The organism is Streptomyces sp. NPDC004284 (genome assembly GCF_042874035.1).
In the GTDB taxonomy this organism is placed as follows: domain Bacteria; phylum Actinomycetota; class Actinomycetes; order Streptomycetales; family Streptomycetaceae; genus Streptomyces.
In genome coordinates this window covers 829,848-845,163 of sequence record NZ_JBIAMJ010000001.1, presented here as the reverse complement: position 1 = coordinate 845,163, position 15,316 = coordinate 829,848, and the positions used below count along the sequence as shown (strand labels likewise).

Below are 15,316 nucleotides of genomic sequence, written 5' to 3'. Positions count from 1 at the left end.
CGTCACTCCCAGCGGAACCAGCGCACGGAGGCACCGGTGAGCACGACCGTCCACAGGGCCATCACCCCCAGCGCGGCCCAGCCGGGCCAGCCGCCCGAAGCGGCCGAGTCGAGGGCCTGCGACGCGGCGCCCAGCGGGCTGAGCCGGACGATCCGCTGCAGGCTATCCGGCATGGCCTGGACCGGCACCCAGACACCCGCCGTGAACATCATGGGGAAGAAGACGACGGTGCCGACGGCGGTGGCGATCTTCTGCGTGCGGGACACGGCGCACACGGCGGCCCCGAGGGCGAGCCCGGCGGCGACGGCCAGGAGCAGCGCGAGGGCATAGCCCACGAGGTTCTCCGGCAGGGCGACCCCGAAGGCGATCCGCCCGACCGCGATCACGAGCAGCGAGGAGACGACCGCGGCGACGGCGTGCAGCACCAGCTGCGCGGTGAGCAGCGCCCCGGGCCGGACGGGGGTGGTGGACATCCGGCGGAGGATGCCCCGCTCGCGGTAGCCGGAGAGGACGGGGGGCATGGCCTGGACCGCGGCCATGATCAAGGCGAAGAGCACGGCGACGGGCACGTACAGGTCGACCATGCGGCGCCCGCCGAGGTCCGCGGAGACCTCCCGGAACGAGGGGACCAGGCCGCCGAGGATCACGAGCAGCAGGGTCGGCGCGACCATCACCCAGAACAGGGCGGCGGGTTCGCGGCCGAAGAGGCGGGCCTCGGTGCGCAGGACGGCCGCGGCAGGGCTGGAGGCACTCATCACAGATCGGTTCCCGTCAGGTCGAGGTAGGCGTCGTCGAGGGTGGCGTCGGTGACCCGGAGCTGGCCGGCCATGACGCCCTCGCGGGCGAGGAGCGAGACGAAGGCGGCGACGGTCTCCTCCGTGCCGGCGACGACCGTCCGGCCGTCCGCCGTCCCGACGGACACGGCACCGGGCAGGGCCCGCAGCGCCCCCGGGTCGAGCGGGGTGCCGGCGTCGAAGGAGATCTCCTTGGCGGCCGACGTACGCCCGATCAGCCCGCCGGGGGTGTCCAGCGCGGAGATCCGCCCCCGGTCGAGGAGGGCGATCCGGTCGCAGAGCCGCTGCGCCTCCTCCATGAAGTGGGTGACGAGCAGCACGGTCACCCCGGCGTCGCGGAGGGACTCGACGAGCGTCCACACCTCGCGGCGGGCGCGCGGGTCGAGCCCGGTGGTGAGCTCGTCGAGCACGACGACCCGGGGGGTGCCGAGGAGCGCCAGGGCGATGAACAGCCGCTGCTTCTGCCCCCCGGACAGCTTCCCGAACCGGGTCCGCAGATGCGGGCGCAGCCCGAGCCGCTCGGCGAGCTCCCCCCGGTCGGCGGGCCGCTCGTAGAAGGAGGCGTACAGGTCGAGCGCCTCACGGACGGTCAGCTTGGCCTGCAGCTCGCTCTCCTGGAGCTGGACCCCGAGCACCCGGGTGAGCTCGTCCCGCTGTGTGGCGGGGTCGTACCCGCACACCCGCACCCACCCCTCGTCGGGGGTCCGCAGGCCCTCCACGCACTCCACGGTGGTCGTCTTGCCGGCGCCGTTGGGGCCGAGGATCCCGAAGATCTCCCCCTCGCCGACCTCGAAGGAAACCCCGTCGACGACCTTCCGGCCGTCGTACGTCTTGTGCAGTCCCCGCACCTCGATCGCTGTCATGCCCTCAGCCTGCCGAGCACGCGGAGCCCGGACCATCGGCCATCGCGCTCGAACCGGCATCATCCGATCGGTCGATGCCGGATACGACCCACCGGCCCGCACGAACGCACCGCTCCCCGCCGGAAAACCGGATGAGACGCGTCAGGGGCGAACCGTATGGTCGGACCTGATGCCCGAGAAACCACACACCCCGCCCCCCGACCGCTCGACGGTCCGCGTCCTGCTCCGCCTCTGGCCGTACGTGCGGCCCGTGCGGGGCCGGCTGATCACGGCCGCGGTCGTCGCGATCGTCGCCTCCTGTCTGTCGCTCGTCATCCCCCTCGTACTGAAGTGGATGGTGGACGGGCCCGTCGCGGACCGGGACCCCGGGGGCGTCTGGCTCGGGGCGCTGTACCTGCTGCTCCTGGGGATCGCCGAGGCCGGCCTCTTCGGCTACCGCCGCTGGCTGGTGGCACGCCCGCTGTCCTCCGTGGAGGCCCGGATGCGCGCCGACCTGTACGGCAGGCTCCAGCGCCTCCCGATCGCCTTCCACGACCGCTGGGCGTCCGGGCAGCTGCTCTCGCGCGGGACGACGGACCTGATGCTGGTCCGGATGTTCCTGGCCTTCCCGCTGACCTTCCTCCTGGTCAACGGCGTGACGATCCTCGCCGGTTACGTCCTCCTGCTCGCCCAGGACTGGACCCTCGGCCTGGTCCTCCTCACGCCCGTGCTCCCCCTCGTGTTCGTCTCCAGCCGCTTCGAGCGCCGGTACGGGACGGTGGCGCGCACGGCCCAGGACCAGGTCGGCGACCTGACGACCGTCGTCGAGGAGAGCGTCCTCGGCATCCGGATCGTGAAGGGCTTCGGCCGGCACCGCAGCCAGGCGGAGGCGTTCCGCCGGCTCGCGGAGGGCCTCCGCGGCACGGAACTGGCCAAGGCACGGCTGCTCGCCTTGATCTGGTCGGTCGTCACCGTCCTGCCGGAACTGGCCATCGGCACGGCCCTCGTGCTCGGCACGGTGCAGGTCGCCGACGGCGACCTGTCGGCGGGCACCCTCGTCGCCTTCCTGTCGACGGCCCTGGCGCTGCGCTGGCCGGTGGAGTCGATCGCCTTCCTGCTCGCGATGACCAAGGAGGCGGCGACCGCGACGGAACGCTACTTCGAGGTGATGGACTCCCCGGAGGAACCGGAGGAACCGGAGACGACCGGAAGCGCACGGCCCGGCACCACCCCGGACGGGGTCCGCTTCGAGAACGTCACCTTCCGCTACCCGGACGCCCCCGAGGAGACGCCCCCCGTCCTGGACGGCATCGACCTCCACATCCGCCCCGGCGAAACGCTGGCCCTGGTCGGCGGCACCGGCTCGGGCAAGACCACGCTCACCGCCCTGGTCCCGCGCCTGCACGAGGCGACGGCCGGCCGCATCCTCCTCGACGGCGCGGACATCTCCCTCATGGAACGGGAGAAGCTCCGCTCCCTCGTCTCCGTGGCCTTCGAGGAACCGACGCTGTTCTCGGCGAGCATCGGCGAGAACGTCCTGATGGGCGCGGAAGGAGCGGGCGATCAGGAACTCCACCGCGCCCTGGGCATCGCCCAGGCGGACGGCTTCGTCGACCGGCTCCCGGACGGCACGGCGACCCAGGTCGGCGAGCAGGGCCTCAGCCTGTCGGGCGGTCAGCGCCAGCGCCTCGCCCTGGCCCGGGCCGTGGTCGGCAGACCCCGCTTCCTCGTCCTCGACGACCCGCTCTCGGCACTCGACGTCCACACGGAGGCCCGGGTCGAGGCGGCCCTGCGGGAGGTCCTCAAGGAGACGACGGCCCTGGTCGTGGCGCACCGCCCGTCGACGGTGATGCTCGCCGACCGGGTCGCGCTGCTCTCCCGGGGCCGGATCGCGGCCGTGGGCACCCATCAGGAACTGCTGCGCAGCAACGCCGAGTACGCCTGGCTGATGTCCGGCGAAGGAAACGACAACCGATGACGGACAACACACCGACCACCCAAGAACCGTCCGACCCCTTCGACCGGGACGACCTCCCGGCCCCGCCCGGAGCGACGGGAGCCCTGCTCCGCTCCCTCCTCGCACCCCACCGCACCCGCCTGGTGGTCATGGCCCTGGTCCTCCTCCTCAGGGAGGCGGCGCTCCAGGCGGGCCCGCTGCTCGTCGCGTACGCCATCGACCGGGGCGTCCCGGCCTTCCGCGCGGGAGACCACGGCCCGGTCGTCGCCGTGGCGACCGGCTACCTCCTCTGCGCCTCCCTCTCGGGCGTCCTCCAGTACGCCTTCGTCCGCGGAGCGGCCAGGATCAACCAGGCCGCGCTGCTCGACCTGCGCGGCCGGATCTTCCGGCACGCGCAGATGCTGAGCGTCGACTTCCACGAGCGGTACACCTCGGGCCGCCTGATCTCCCGCTCGACCACGGACGTCGAATCCCTCCGCGAACTCCTCTCGGAGGGCCTCCAGGAACTGATCGGCGTAGTCCTCTCCTTCCTCTCCATCTCCCTCGTCCTCCTCTGGCTGGACTGGGGCATCGGAGCGGTGGCGGTGGCCTCCTTCGCCCCCCTCTACCTCCTCATCCGCCTCTACCAGGCACGCGCGGGCAGGGTGTACGCGGAGCGCTCCACGGCCATCGCGGGCGTGATCGTCAAGTTCGCGGAGACCATGAACGGCATCCGCCCGGTCCGCGCGTTCCGCCGCGAGAAGACCAACGACACGGAATTCGCGCTCCTCAACCACCGCCACGAACGAAGCAACGGCGACGCCCTCCTCGAAATGGCCCGCTACGTGGTCGGCTCCCGCCTGGTCGCGAACACAGCGGTGGCAGGCATGTGCCTGTGGGGCGCGTACCGCGTGGCCGCCGGCACGCTCGAACTGGGCGTCCTGGCGGCAGCGGTCCTCTACATGCGCCGCCTGTACGACCCGATCGACCGCCTCGGCATGTTCCTGAACTCGTACGAGTCGGCAGCGGCCTCCCTCGCCAAGATCGCCGGCCTGCTCGCCCAGGAACCAGGAGTCCCGGAGACGACGACTCCCCGGGAACTCCCCCACCGCGAGGGAACACCCGGCCGAGAGATCACCTTCACCCACGTCCGCTTCGCCTACCGCACGGGCGGCGAGGTGCTCCCCCGCCTCGACCTGAGGATCCCGGCAGGCCAGACAGTCGCCGTCGTAGGAGCCACGGGCGCGGGCAAGTCGACCCTGGCGAAACTGCTGGCCCGCTTCTACGACCCCACGGAAGGCCACGTCCGACTCGACGGCGTGGACCTCCGAGACCTGGCGACCCCGGACCTCCGCCGAGGCGTAGTGATGGTCACCCAGGAGGCCTTCCTCTTCTCGGGCACGATCGCGGACAACATCGCCATCGGCCGCCCGGAGGCGACACGCGCCGAGATCGAAGAAGCGGCAAAGGCGATCGGGGCACACGACTTCATCACCACCCTCCCCGACGGCTACGACACGGACGTCCGCAAACGAGGCGGCCGCATCTCCGCGGGCCAGCGCCAACTGGTCGCGTTCGCCCGCGCCCTGCTCGCGGACCCGGCGGTCCTGATCCTGGACGAGGCGACGAGCTCCCTGGACGTCCCGGGCGAACGCGCGGTGCAACGGGCGATGGACACGGTCCTCGCGGGCCGTACGGCAGTGGTGATCGCCCACCGCCTGTCCACGGTCGAGGTGGCGGACCGGGTCCTCGTGATGGAGCAGGGCCGGATCGTCGAGGACGGCCACCCGTCGGAACTCGTCGGCGGCGAGGGCCACTACGCGGGCCTGCACCAGGCGTGGCGGGACAGCCTGGTGGGCTGAGGGAGAGCGGCGATCGGACAGAAGCGGGGGACGGGCAGGGGGTCGTGTTCGGGACGTGAAGCGTGATTCGTGGCGCCCCGGCGCCGTACATCACGCAGTCCCGGACGCGACCCCCTGCCCGTCCCCGACGACCCGCCTCAGACGCGCCGCCGCAGGAGCACCAGCGACGACACGGCGGCCAGGAGCATCAACACGGCGGCCCCCACGGCCGCCCCGGACATGGCCTCGACGAAGGCGCTCCGAGCAGCCTCGACAACACCGGGCGCAGCCGACAGCGCACCTCCCAGCGTCTCCCGGGCGGCGGCCGGCGCCGAGGAGGGCATGGCCGCGGTGTAGACGGCCGCGCCGATGGACCCGAGGACGGCCATCCCGAGCGCACCGCCCAGCTCGGACCCGGATTCGAGCACGGCGGCAGCGGCACCGGCCCGCTCGGGCGGCGCGGCGCCGAGGGCGAGTTCGTTGGCGAGGGTCAGCGCGGAGACCAGCCCGGAGGCGTAGACGGCGCTGCCGACGAGGACCACCCAGAGGGGCGTGGCGCGGTCGACCGTGGCCAGCCACGCGAAGCCGCCGGCGGACACGAGAAACCCGCCACCCATGACGTGGGCCCGGTCCACCCGCTGGGCGAGCGCCGCGGCGAGGGGCGCGGCAACCATGACGCCCCCGGCGGGGACGAGGCTCCAGAGGGCCGCTTCGAGGGGGCTCTGCCCGAGGACGGACTGCAGGTACTGGGTGAGGAAGACGGCGAAGCCGACGGTGGCGGCCATGGCGAGCAGGCTGACGAGGACGGACCCGCCGTACGCCGGGGTACGGACGAGCCGCAGGTCGACCATGGGATGGGAGAGCCGCGCCTGCCGCCGCACGAAGACGACCCCGAGCAGAACCCCGACAACGATCCCCAAGGCGGGCACGACGGCCCACCCCCCCTTGGCGAGCTCCTTGACCCCGTAGATCACGGGCAGCAGAGCGGCGAGGGAGAGCCCGGCGCTGAACACGTCGAAGCGGCCCCCGGCGTCGCCCCTGGACTCGCGGAGGAGGACCGGCGCGAGCACCAGCAGCAGCACCATCGCGGGCAGGTTGACGAGAAAGACGGACCCCCACCAGAAGTGCCCGAGGAGCGCGCCGCTGACGACGGGCCCCAGAGAGATGCCGCTCGCCATGACGGTGGTCCACAGGGTGACGGCCTTGGCGCGCTGGGCCGGGTCCTGGAAGAGGGTGCGGATCAGGGCGAGGGTGGACGGCATGAGGCAGGCGCCGGCGGCGCCGAGGAGCGCGCGGGCGCCGATGAGGGCGCCGGGGCTGTGGGCGTAGGCGGCGGCGACGGACGCGGCGCCGAAGAGGGCCGCGCCGCAGAGGAGGAGCTTGCGGCGCCCGACGCGGTCGCCGAGGGAGCCCATGGTGACGAGGAGTCCGGCGAGCACGAAGCCGTACATGTCGAGGATCCACAGCTGCTGGGTCGCGCCGGGCCGGAGGTCGGCGGCGATGGAGGGGATCGCGAAGTAGAGGACGGAGACGTCCATGGAGACGAGGAGGAGAGGGAGCATGAGGACGCCGAGGGCGGTCCATTCGCGCCGGCCGGCGCGGGCGGGTTCTGCGGCCGTGGAAGGGCCGGCGATGAGTGTCATGAGAGGCAGAGAAGCAACCCGACGAGTACACCGCTACGAACGCCCTAGTGCACTGTCCACCGCCCTGCCGAAACCGCACTTCACCCCGGCGTACACCGCTCGGGTGCACTAGTACACTCACCCCCCGTGCCGACCGAACCGCCCTACCTGGCCATCGCCGCGGAGATCCGACGCCGCATCCACGCAAGGGAGTTGGCTCCGGGCGACCGGGTGCCGTCGACGCGGGCGATCACGCGCGAGTGGGGCGTGGCGATGGCGACGGCGACGAAGGCGCTGGCGGCGCTGCGCCAGGAGGGCCTGGTGCGCGTGGAGCCGGGCGTCGGCACGGTGGTGGCGGACCCGAAGCGGTCGCGACAGGGCGCGCCGGCGTCCCTCACCCGGACCCGCATCGTGCGTACGGCGATGGAGCTCGCGGACGCGGAGGGCCTGAACGCCCTGACGATGCGCCGGCTGGCGACGCTCCTGGACACGTCGGCGATGGCGCTGTACCGGCATGTTCCGGGCAAGGGCGAGCTGGTGCGGCTGATGACGGACGAGGCCTGCGGGGAGGCGCCGCTCGGGCCGGTGCCGGCGGACTGGCGGGAGGGCCTGGAGCGGGCGGCGCACTGGATGCGCGAGGTGTTCGCGCGGCACCGGTGGATGGCACAGGCGATGGCCACGCTCACGCGACCGGTGGCCACGCCGAACGCGATGGCGTACACGGAGTGGGTGCTGGCGGTGCTGTGGAGGACGCCGTTGTCGTCGTCGCAGAAACTGCACGCGCATCTGACGCTGTTCGCGTTCGTCCAGGGCCTGGCGATGGCGCACGACCTGGAGGAGCAGGCGCGGCTCGACACGGGCCTGTCGGACGACGAGTGGATGGAACAGAACGAGCCACGGTTCGACGCGGTGCAGTCGGGCGGTCCGTATCCCCTGCTCGATGCGATCGCCCATGACGGGGGGTTCGAACTGAGCCTGGAGACTCTCTTCGAATTCGGCCTCCGCAGAACGCTGGACGGCATCGCGACCCTGATCGACGAAACGTCCGGTTAACGAACACGGACATTCGGGCAGCGGACGGTTTCCGGCCAACTTGCCGACGCGGTCCTGACAGGTACCCGTCAGTTCTGCCAGTCTCTCCCCCGGTTCTTCGCACCACCGTTCACCGTGTCACCCGATCGGGTTCCTACCCGGACGAGTGACGCGTCACAAGTACAACTTCATGCTCCACAGCTCTCCTTGCTCCGCCCGGACGGGCCCACCCAAGTCCGCCGGTACCCCCCTCGCCTAAGGAGTCTGCGTGAGATCCACGCCCAGCCGTCGCGCCACCGCGACCGGCGCCCTGATCGCCGCCGCCGCCATGCTCACCCTCGGCGTGCAGGCCGGCCCCGCATCGGCCGGCACCTTCGGGACCGCCGCCACCGCGGCGCAGTCCCTCGGCAAGGTCAACCCGGGCAAGCTCCCGGCCGACCTCTCCCCCGCCCAGCGCACCGCGCTGATCAAGGCGGCGGACGCCGACAAGGCCGCCACGGCCAAGTCCCTCCACCTCGGCGCCCAGGAGAAGCTCGTCGTCAAGGACGTCGTCCAGGACCGCGACGGCACGACCCACACGCGGTACGAGCGCACCTACGCCGGACTGCCCGTCCTCGGCGGCGACCTGATCGTCGACGAGAGCAAGGCCGGCGCCACCACCGGCGTCATCAAGGCCAACCGCGCCGAGCTCAAGAACGTCGACCTCAGCGCCGTCGTCGCCCCGGCCGCCGCCGAGAAGCAGGCCCTCGGCCTCGCCGCCGCGGACGGCTCGAAGAAGACCGCCGCCGACCGCGCCCCGCGCAAGGTCGTGTGGATGGCCAAGGGCGCCCCCGTCCTCGCGTACGAGACCGTCGTCGGCGGCCTCCAGAAGGACGGCACCCCGAACCAGCTGCACGTCATCACGGACGCGAAGTCCGGCGCGAAGCTGTTCGAGTGGCAGGGCATCGAGACCGGCGTCGGCAACACGATGTACAGCGGCCAGGTGACCCTCGGCACCGCGCCCTCGTACACGCTGACCGACACCACGCGCGGCAACCACAAGACGTACAACCTCAACGGCGGTACGTCGGGCACCGGGACGCTGTTCTCCAACACCACGGACACGTGGGGCAACGGCCTCCCGTCCAACAAGGAGACCGCGGGCGCGGACGCGCACTACGGTGCCGCCCTCACGTGGGACTACTACAAGAACGTCCACGGCCGCTCCGGCATCCGCGGTGACGGCGTCGGCGCGTACTCCCGCGTCCACTACGGCAACGCGTACGTGAACGCGTTCTGGGACGACTCCTGCTTCTGCATGACCTACGGCGACGGCTCGGGCAACACCAAGCCGCTCACGTCCATCGACGTGGCCGCGCACGAGATGACGCACGGCGTCACCTCCAACACGGCCGGCCTGGTCTACAGCGGCGAGTCCGGCGGCCTCAACGAGGCCACCTCGGACATCTTCGCGGCGGCCGTCGAGTTCTACGCCAACAACCCGTCCGACCCGGGCGACTACCTGGTCGGCGAGAAGATCAACATCAACGGCAACGGCACCCCGCTGCGCTACATGGACAAGCCGAGCAAGGACGGCGCGTCCAAGGACTCGTGGTACTCGGGCATCGGCAACGTCGACGTCCACTACTCCTCGGGCCCGGCGAACCACTTCTTCTACCTGCTCTCCGAGGGCAGCGGCGCCAAGACCGTCAACGGCGTGAACTACGACTCGCCGACCTCCGACGGCCTGCCGGTCACCGGCATCGGCATCGACAAGGCCCGCCTGATCTGGTTCAAGGCGCTCACCACCAAGTTCAACTCCTCGACCAACTACGCCGGCGCCCGCACGGGTGCCATCGCCGCGGCCACCGACCTGTACGGCGCGAGCAGCCCCGAGGTCGCGGCCGTCCAGGACGCCTTCGCCGCGATCAACGTGGGTGCGCGCTCCGGCGGCGGCAACCCCGGCGGCGGCACGGTGTTCACCAACGACACCGACGTCGCCATCCCGGACTCCCCCGGCCCCGCGGTGACCTCCTCCGTGACCGTCTCCGGCATCACCGGAAACGCTCCGAGCAACCTCCAGGTCGGCGTGGACATCATCCACACCTGGAGCGGTGACCTCGTCGTCGACCTGATCGCCCCCGACGGCTCGGTCTACAACCTGTCCAACCGGGTCGGCGGCAGCGCCGACAACATCCAGCAGACCTTCACCGTGAACGCCTCCTCCGAGGTCGCGAACGGCGTCTGGAAGCTCCGGGCCCAGGACAAGGCCGGCGCCGACACCGGCTACATCAACAGCTTCAAGCTGACCTTCCCGTAAAGCACCACCGCACGGGAGCGGGCGCCCCGGAGGGAACGTTCCCTCCGGGGCGCCCGCGCGTCTGCATACCCTGGACCGCATGATCAGGGTGCTCCTTGCGGACGACGAGGCGATGATCCGGGCCGGAGTGCGGGCGATCCTCGCCACCGACCCGGGGATCGAGGTGGTGGCCGAGGCCGGCGACGGACGCGAGGCCGTCGAGCTCGCCCGCGAGCACCGGCCCGACGTGGTCCTGCTCGACATCCGGATGCCCCGGCTCGACGGGCTCGGCGCGGCCACGGAGCTGCGCGCGACGGTGCCGGACGCGGCCGTCGTCATGCTCACCACCTTCTCGGAGGACGCGTACATCGCGCGGGCGCTCGGCAGCGGCGTCAGCGGCTTCCTCCTCAAGGCCGGGGACCCGCGCGAACTGATCGCCGGGGTCCGGGCCGTGGCCGGCGGCGGCGCCGCCCTCTCCCCCACGGTCGCGCGGCGGGTCATCGACACCCTCGGCGGCGGCGAGCGGTTCTCCCGCGCGGCCGAGGCGCGGGCCCGTCTGGAGCCCCTCACGGGCCGGGAGCGGGAGGTCGTCGCGCTCCTCGGCGCCGGGCTCTCCAACCAGGAGATCGCCGACCGCATGTACGTGGTCGAAGGCACGGTCAAGGCGCACGTGAGCGCCGTCCTCGGCAGGCTCGGCCTGCGCAACCGGGTCCAGCTCGCGGTCCTGGCGTACGAGGCGGGCCTGGTCCCCGATGCGTGAACGCGCCTTCGACCTGGGTCTCTGGCTGCTGCTGTGCGTCCCCGTCCTGCTCAAGTCGGACCCGGACGACGGCGGGAGCTGGACCGGGGTCGCCGTCGGCGTGGCGCTCCTCGGCGGCTGCGTCGCGGCCAGCCGGCGGTGGCCGCTGGCGCCGGTCGCGGTCGTGGTCGCGGTGAGCCTGTCCTCCGCCCTGGAACTGTTCACCGCCTCGTACAGCCTGGCCCTGCTCGCCTTCGGCTATCTCGCCGGACGGCGGCAGGAGCAGACCCGGGCGGCGCTGTGGCTGTTCGGCGCGGTCGCGGCGGCGGGACTGCTCCTGACGGCGGTCACGCACGCCTCCCTCGGCCAGTGGTTCACGCTGCTGCTGACGCTCGCCCTGGCGGTCGTGGCGCCCTGGCTGATCGGCCGTTACGTCCGCCAGTACGACCGGCTCGTACGGAGCGGCTGGGAGCTGGCCGACCGGATGGAACGGGAGCAGGCGGCCGTCGCCGACCGGGAGCGGCTGCGGGAACGGTCCCGGATCGCGGGCGACATGCACGACTCCCTCGGCCACGACCTCGCCCTGATCGCGATCCGCGCGGGCGCCCTGGAGGTCGATCCGGCGCTCGGTCCCGCCCAGCAGCACGCGGCCGGCGAACTGCGGCGCGCGGCGGCGGACGCGACGGCCCGGCTCCGGGACATCATCGGCGTGCTCCGCGAGGACGACGCCGGGGCGCCGACGACCCCGTCCGGGGAGACCGTCGAGGAGCTGGTCTCCCGCGCCCGCGCCTCGGGCCTCTCCGTCTCCCTCGCCCCGGCCCCCGTGCCGACGCTCCCCGGCATGTCGGGCCTCGCCCTGCACCGGGTCGTCCAGGAGGGCCTGACGAACGCGGCCAAGCACGCGCCGGGCGCGGCGGTCTCGGTCGCGGTCACCGGGGACGGCCCGAACGTACGGGTCAGGGTGGCGAGCGGTCCGGGCAGCACCGCCCCTCCGGGCCTGGCCTCCGGTGGCACCGGGCTCGTCGGGCTCGACGAGCGGGTGCGGCTCGCCGGGGGTTCGCTGACGCGCCGGGGTGCCGGGGACGGCGGGTTCGTCCTGGAGGCCGTCCTGCCCCGGAACCCCCCGGCGCCGCTGCCGGCCGCGCCGACCTCGGCGCGGGAGCTGGACCGGGCGCGGCGCGAGGTCCGCAAGGGGCTGGCGCGGGCGATCTGGATCCCGCTGGCGCTGCTCGGCGCGCTCGGTCTGCTGATGGGCGGGGTCGCCGTGTGGACGCAGGCCCAGTCGTACCTGGAGCCGGAGGACTACGCGGGGCTGCGGATCGGGCAGTCGCTCAAGGAGATCGCCGAGAGCGCCGAGGACTGGCCGGCCCGCCCGCTGGACGGCCCGCCGCAGCGCACCCCGGCGGAGCCGCCGGGCGTGGACGAATGCCGGTACTACCGGTCCACGATGCTGGCCGCGATCCCGGTGTACCGGCTCTGCTTCGTCGACGGGCACCTCGCCGACAAGGCGAAGGTGCCCTAGGAGGACCCTGCGCTACCTCAGGAGCACCCCCGCCCCCTCCCCCGTGGACTCCTCCGGCAGGGCCGCGAGGCCGAGCTCGGCCGGGTGGGCGAGCAGCGGGTGGGCGGGCAGGACGCGGACGGTGCAGCCGAAGGAGCCGGTGCGGTCGAGCTCCAGGGTGCCGGCGTAGGGCTGCCGCCCGTCCAGGTCGGGGCCGCCCGCCGGCTTGAGGGTGACGGTGCGGGTGGCGGCGAGGGTGTCGTCGGCGTCGACGCGGCCGGTGACGGCCTGCACCTCGACGTCGTCCGTCCCGAGGCCGCCGAGCGCGACCCGGACGCGGACGACGGGCGTCGCGCCGAGTTCGGCGTCCGCCTCGGCGAGGTCGTCGCCGATCTCCACGTGGTCCACGGCCACCGCCGGCCAGGCCTCCCGGACCCGGGCCTTCCAGGCGGCGAGGTCCCGCGCCCGGTCCGGACCGAGGGCCCGGCGGGCGCCGGCGGCGGGCACGTACAGCTTCTCGACGTACTCGCGGACCATCCGGTCGGCGAGCACCTTCGGGCCGAGGTCGGCGAGGGTGCGCCGGACCATCGCCGTCCAGCCGGACGGGACGCCGTCGGGGCCGCGGTCGTAGAAGCGGGGGGCGACCCGGCGCTCGATGAGCTCGTAGAGGGCGGCGGCCTCCAGGTCGTCGCGGCGCTCCTCGTCGGCGGCGGCCGCGCCGTCGGCGGTGGGGATGGCCCAGCCGAATTCGGGCTCGTACCACTCGTCCCACCAGCCGTCGAGGACGGAGAGGTTGAGGCAGCCGTTGAGGGCGGCCTTCATCCCGCTCGTACCGCAGGCCTCCAGGGGGCGCAGGGGGTTGTTGAGCCAGACGTCGCAGCCGGGGTAGAGGCCGCGGGCCATCTCCATGCCGTAGTCGGGCAGGAAGACGATGCGGTGCCGGACCCGGGGGTCGTCGGCGAAGCGGACGAGTTCCTGCACGAGCCGCTTCCCGCCGTCGTCGGCGGGGTGGGCCTTGCCGGCGACGACGAGCTGCACGGGCCGCTCGGGGTGGAGGAGCAGCGCCCGCAGCCGGTCCTTGTCGCGGAGCATCAGGGTGAGCCGCTTGTACGAGGGGACGCGGCGGGCGAAGCCGATGGTGAGGACGTCGGGGTCGAGGACGGTCTCGGTCCAGCCGAGTTCGGCGGCGGCCGCGCCGCGCTGCCGCCAGGAGGCCCGCAGCCGGTCCCGTACGTCGGCGACGAGCCGTTCGCGGAGGGTGCGGCGCAGCTCCCACAGCTCCCGGTCGCCCGCGTCCGGCCCGAGCCGGGCGGCCTCGGGGGCGACCCAGGTGGGGGCGTGGACGCCGTTGGTGATGGAGGTGATGGGCACCTCGTCGGCGTCGAAGCCCGGCCAGAGTCCGGCGAACATGGAGCGGCTGACGGCACCGTGGAGGGTGGAGACGCCGTTGGCGCGCTGGGCGAGGCGCAGGCCCATGGCGGCCATGTTGAAGACGCCGGGTTCGCCGCCGAGGGGGGTCTCGTCGCCGAGGGCGAGGATCCGGCCGAGGTCGACGCCGGGGAGGGCGCCGTCCTCGCCGAGGTGGCGGGCGACGAGGGCCCGGTCGAAGCGGTCGATGCCGGCGGGGACGGGGGTGTGGGTGGTGAAGACGGTGCCGGCCCGGACGACCTCCAGGGCGGCGTCGAAGTCGAGCCCCTCGCCGCCGAGTTCACGGACGCGTTCGAGACCGAGGAAGCCGGCGTGGCCCTCGTTGGTGTGGAAGACCTCGGGGGCGGGGTGGCCGGTGAGCCGGGTGTACGTGCGGACGGCGCGGACGCCGCCGATGCCGAGGAGCATCTCCTGGAGGAGCCGGTGCTCGCTGCCGCCGCCGTACAGCCGGTCGGTGACGCTCCGTTCGCCGGGGGCGTTCTCCTCGACGTCGGAGTCGAGCATGAGCAGCGGGACGCGGCCGACGCGGGCGGTCCACAGATGGGCGTGGAGGCTGCGGCCTCCCGGCAGGGCGAGGGTGATCCGGGCGGGGGTGCCGTCGGCCTCGCGGAGCAGCGTGACGGGCAGCTCGTCGGGGTCGAGGACGGGGTACTGCTCCTGCTGCCAGCCGTCCCGGCCGAGGGACTGCCGGAAGTAGCCGTGCCGGTAGAGCAGGCCGACGCCGATCAGCGGGACGCCGAGGTCGCTCGCGGACTTGAGGTGGTCGCCGGCGAGGATGCCGAGGCCGCCGGAGTACTGGGGCAGGGCCGCGGCGACGCCGAACTCGGGCGAGAAGTAGGCGACGGCGGCCGGGGCGTCGCCGGGCCGGCCCTGGTACCAGCGGGGGGCGTGCAGGTACTGGTCGAGGTCCTCGGCGGCCACCCGCAGCCGCGCCAGGAACTCCTGGTCGGCGGCGAGCGCGGCGAGCCGGGGCGCTTCGAGGGCGCCGAGGATCCGGACGGGGTCGGTGCCTGCCGGGCTCTCGGGGGCGAGGGACGCGAAGAGCGCCCGGGTGGGCTCGTGCCAGGACCAGCGCAGGTTCTGCGCGAGGTCGGCGAGGGGTCGAAGGGTGTCGGGGAGGACGGGACGCACGGTGAATCGACGGATTGCCTTCACGTTGTCCACCTTCGCAGGCCGTGACGGAACGGAGCGAAAGCACCACGCTGTGCGTCCGCGACTGTCGTCCCGGAAGGTTAGGCCACCCCGACGGCCCCCACCAGAGCGCCCCAGTCACACCCCGGCCTGTTCGCGCGCTTGCCGAAAC

10 protein-coding genes are annotated in these 15,316 nt (G+C 73.0%); 6 read left to right on the top strand and 4 right to left on the bottom strand.

Annotation, left to right across the window (positions count from 1 at the left end; genetic code table 11):
• Nucleotides 1-2 precede the first annotated feature (2 nt).
• Together ACFYUS_RS03895 and ACFYUS_RS03890 are read right to left on the bottom strand one after the other, a co-directional pair.
• Complete coding sequence (locus ACFYUS_RS03895) at nucleotides 3-755, bottom strand: ABC transporter permease (protein ID WP_388845371.1); 753 nt, start codon at nucleotides 753-755, stop codon at nucleotides 3-5.
• The gene (locus ACFYUS_RS03890) at nucleotides 755-1,657 is read right to left on the bottom strand and encodes an ABC transporter ATP-binding protein (RefSeq protein WP_388845368.1); all 903 of its coding nucleotides are present in this window, start codon (nucleotides 1,655-1,657) and stop codon (nucleotides 755-757) included. Before ACFYUS_RS03890 ends, ACFYUS_RS03895 begins: the two co-directional genes overlap by 1 nt.
• A 169-nt stretch (nucleotides 1,658-1,826) precedes the next feature.
• Here ACFYUS_RS03890 and ACFYUS_RS03885 point away from each other — a divergent pair, with 169 nt between their 5' ends.
• Both ACFYUS_RS03885 and ACFYUS_RS03880 read left to right on the top strand, forming a co-directional pair.
• On the top strand, nucleotides 1,827-3,614 hold the full coding sequence (locus ACFYUS_RS03885) for an ABC transporter ATP-binding protein (RefSeq protein WP_388845364.1): 1,788 nt from the start codon (nucleotides 1,827-1,829) through the stop codon (nucleotides 3,612-3,614).
• On the top strand, nucleotides 3,611-5,434 hold the full coding sequence (locus tag ACFYUS_RS03880; protein ID WP_388845361.1) for an ABC transporter ATP-binding protein: 1,824 nt from the start codon (nucleotides 3,611-3,613) through the stop codon (nucleotides 5,432-5,434). Before ACFYUS_RS03885 ends, ACFYUS_RS03880 begins: the two co-directional genes overlap by 4 nt.
• Before the next feature lie 137 nt (nucleotides 5,435-5,571).
• Here the strand turns inward: ACFYUS_RS03880 and ACFYUS_RS03875 are convergent, their stop codons facing one another.
• Nucleotides 5,572-7,056, bottom strand: a complete 1,485-nt coding sequence (locus ACFYUS_RS03875) for an MFS transporter (RefSeq protein WP_388845358.1) — start codon at nucleotides 7,054-7,056, stop codon at nucleotides 5,572-5,574.
• Nucleotides 7,057-7,182: 126 nt separating this feature from the next.
• Here ACFYUS_RS03875 and ACFYUS_RS03870 point away from each other — a divergent pair, with 126 nt between their 5' ends.
• From ACFYUS_RS03870 to ACFYUS_RS03855, 4 genes are all read left to right on the top strand, one after another.
• The gene (locus ACFYUS_RS03870) at nucleotides 7,183-8,088 is read left to right on the top strand and encodes a TetR/AcrR family transcriptional regulator C-terminal domain-containing protein (RefSeq protein WP_388845355.1); all 906 of its coding nucleotides are present in this window, start codon (nucleotides 7,183-7,185) and stop codon (nucleotides 8,086-8,088) included.
• Between the two features lie 247 nt (nucleotides 8,089-8,335).
• Complete coding sequence (locus tag ACFYUS_RS03865; RefSeq protein ID WP_388845352.1) at nucleotides 8,336-10,366, top strand: M4 family metallopeptidase; 2,031 nt, start codon at nucleotides 8,336-8,338, stop codon at nucleotides 10,364-10,366.
• Nucleotides 10,367-10,445: 79 nt separating this feature from the next.
• Nucleotides 10,446-11,105, top strand: coding sequence for a response regulator (locus ACFYUS_RS03860; RefSeq protein WP_388845349.1), 660 nt, complete (start codon nucleotides 10,446-10,448; stop codon nucleotides 11,103-11,105).
• The gene (locus tag ACFYUS_RS03855) at nucleotides 11,098-12,606 is read left to right on the top strand and encodes a sensor histidine kinase (protein WP_388845346.1); all 1,509 of its coding nucleotides are present in this window, start codon (nucleotides 11,098-11,100) and stop codon (nucleotides 12,604-12,606) included. Before ACFYUS_RS03860 ends, ACFYUS_RS03855 begins: the two co-directional genes overlap by 8 nt.
• A 12-nt stretch (nucleotides 12,607-12,618) precedes the next feature.
• Here ACFYUS_RS03855 and glgP read toward each other — a convergent pair whose 3' ends face one another.
• Nucleotides 12,619-15,168, bottom strand: a complete 2,550-nt coding sequence (gene glgP / locus ACFYUS_RS03850) for an alpha-glucan family phosphorylase (protein WP_388845343.1) — start codon at nucleotides 15,166-15,168, stop codon at nucleotides 12,619-12,621.
• Nucleotides 15,169-15,316: the final 148 nt, after the last annotated feature.